The sequence below is a fragment of the Paracoccus sp. (in: a-proteobacteria) genome, assembly GCF_046462195.1.
GTDB lineage: Bacteria > Pseudomonadota > Alphaproteobacteria > Rhodobacterales > Rhodobacteraceae > Paracoccus.
Window position 1 is genome coordinate 1 of record NZ_JBKGUN010000244.1, and the last position, 2,826, is coordinate 2,826.

At 60.9% G+C, this 2,826-nt stretch carries 2 protein-coding genes; one reads left to right on the forward strand and one right to left on the reverse strand.

Going from position 1 to position 2,826, the window contains the following annotated elements; all coding sequences use genetic code 11:
- Window positions 1–335: 335 nt before the first annotated feature.
- Window positions 336–1,253, reverse strand: a complete 918-nt coding sequence (locus tag ACLHHB_RS15370; protein WP_410219158.1) for a Hint domain-containing protein — start codon at window positions 1,251–1,253, stop codon at window positions 336–338.
- Window positions 1,254–1,738: 485 nt separating this feature from the next.
- Between ACLHHB_RS15370 and ACLHHB_RS15375 the strand changes: the two genes are divergently transcribed.
- Window positions 1,739–2,826, forward strand: a 1,088-nt coding sequence (locus ACLHHB_RS15375; protein WP_410219159.1) for an efflux RND transporter periplasmic adaptor subunit, incomplete at its 3' end; no start/stop codon positions are given.

The window sequence follows — 2,826 nt, forward strand, 5'->3', positions numbered from 1 at the left end:
CAGCATTCAGGCTGCATGAAGACGCCCAATGGGTTCAGGGCGATGGAGGGGGTGGCAGTAACAGGAATTGGTATGATGGTTTGTGCTCAATGCTTTGACGTGGTGATAAGTGCCAAGGTCATCGAAAACGGCAGTTGCGCCAAGACAAAGGCGTCACACACATAAGCCACGAAGGCAGAAATGCTTCCACTATGACAGCCATGTCAGCGACGAGCCTGCGTCATCGGGCAGATGATCCCGCGCCTGCGGGTCGAACTGCAAACCACAGGCCCACAAGCCGCAAAGTCTGCCCCTGAGCCGCCTCTCCTCGAGGCCGAGGCTAGCGACTGCCCTTGTCATGCCGTCACTGGCTTCAGATCCTTTGCCCTGATCTCGGGGAATGACAGTTCGTAAACATGTCCGGCGCTGGCGTGACGGATGCTGGCCGCCAGATCCCGCGGCAGGGCCGATAGCGCCCGTTCCGTCGGCAGCAGGCTTTCGGCTTCGCCGTTCTGCGTGACCAGGACATGATGGCCATCAAGCAGCACATGCCCGTACCATTGCGTCGCCTGACGCGGAGCAGCAGTGGCAAGTCCCGCTTTCAGCAACTGTCTGGCCGTGATCCACCGGTTTTCGAGCATGATGCGGTGCTGGGGAGAATAAACTTCCCCCCGATAGAGAATAGGGGCGCTCTTGTCCGTGACTTCATGTTCGGCGCCCCCACTCCACAACACCTTCCGGTAGCCGTGGCGAGTCAGCACCCGGTCTCCGATCTGCAGATCCCGCATGCGCACCGGTCCCTTGTCGCGCTCCATCAAAACGCAATCGGGACCGAAACAGTTGGCTGCCAGTGGCAAGCGCGGCGTCAAAGAATGGATTCCCCGGAATAACGGATGGCTGTTCAGCCGCGCACTGCGTGGCTGGATAAGACCATGTGCATCCACCTGCCGGAACTGCTCGATGTGAAAGGTGAACCATTCGGAGGTGGTGTGATTGCCGCCTTGGATATTGGCGCCGACAAGATTGACGTGCCGATACAGGACCCCGCCGAAATCGACATGGGTGATGCGGTCTGAAGCCGTCGGCATTCCACTTCCTGATCCGACGACATAGAATCTGATGCCTTGCTCTCCGATAAGGCGGAACTGGGGTTCGATCGTGAACCTACCTTGCTTTCCCCCGAACTTCGCATTCGCAAAAACATCATCTTGGTTGAATGACATCCATCGACCGCCTTGCGGCGCAATGGCCGAGGCGTTGGTTTCGTTGATCACTCTTGAGAGCCTTTGAATGAGAGGGTGAAGTGCGGCGTTTACAAGGTCAGCCACGGCTGCAGGCGGAAATATCGCACACTACTTAATAGAGAGTTTATGTTGCGTACGGCCGTTGCAGTTTTCTATGTTTCTGAATTAACCTTTTGGATAGTTAATGAAATTTAACGAACAGCGCTTGCAGTACATGCATTTTTTGATGGCCCGTGCGAATACCGAGGGTGCTTCGCCAGCCACCTGCTGGCATCAGTTCTGACTGTCGGCACGCGTCTCTCCGCTCCGGAACGGTCGGCCCAGGCACATGACGGCCTTCCACTTACCGGCCAGTTGTCGTCGTGAGGCAGATCAAATCCTCGGCAGGCAGAAGGCCCGCAAGGTCAGCACGGTTGACCCGGGGCCAGTCGCTGGCCATGTAGGCTGCAGTTGTTCTTCTTGCGGATGACTTGGTCCGATGGCCGGACGATCCTTGTTGTGAATAGTGGTGGACCATGTCGCGCTTCTTCTCCTCCTCGACCCTGGTCTTTCTGGCAATTCTTGGCTTCCTGATCTTCTGGATCGGAGGCGGGATGCTGAATCGCCAGCCCCCGCCAGTGGCGGAAGCGGTCGAAGCTCCGGTCCCGCAGGTCGCAGCCAGCCTCAGCCAGGCCGAAGTGATCCGCCCACGGACCGTGCTGTTCGGCAATGTGGTGCCCAACCAGACCTCGATCCTGCGGGCCCGCACCGCCGGCATCGTGGAAGAGGTCGTGCGCCAGGGCGAAACGGCCAATTCGGGCGACCAGCTGGCACGCCTGTCCGCCGATGATCGAGAGGCGGGCTTGGCACGGGCCGAGGCCGAACTGCGATCTGCCGAACGCGATTACGAGGCCGCCCGTCAACTGCGCGAGCGCGGCGTCACCTCCGAGGCCGAGCTGCAGTCACGCTTTGCCGCGCTCGAGGCTGCCCGCGCAGGCGTGCGTGCCGCCGAGCTGGAGTTGCAGAACACCCGCCTGCTCGCTCCGATCACCGGCACCGTCAGCAACGTCCTTGCCGATATCGGCAGCTTTGTGCAGGCCGGGGGCGAGGTTCTGGAGATGGTGAACAACGATCCGTTGCTGGCACAGGTCGAGGTTCGCCAGAGCGAGATCACCTCAATCCAGCTGGGGCAGGTGGGTCAGGTGACCTTTCAGGGCGGCCGGCAGGCCGAAGGACGGGTGCGCTTTGTTTCTCCGGTGGCCACGGCCCAGACGCGGACCTTTCGCGTCGAACTGGAGGTTCCGAATCCGGGCGGCGAAATTCCGGCCGGCCTCAGCGCCGAGATCGCGCTGCCGATGGCAGAACAGCGCGCCCACCGCATCTCTCCGGCCCTGATCCGGCTGGATGATGCGGGCCGGATCGGCCTCTTCACGGTGGGTCCCGATGGCGAGACACTGCATTTCCAGCCGGTCGACATCGTGCAGGCCAAGGCCGAGGCGGTATGGGTGTCCGGCCTTCCGGACCAGGCGCAAATCGTCACCATCTCCCAAGGCGCCCTCAGCGACGGCCAGCGCGCCCGTATCACCGAAACCCCCGAACCGTTCCGAAATGTCCTGAGTGGAGA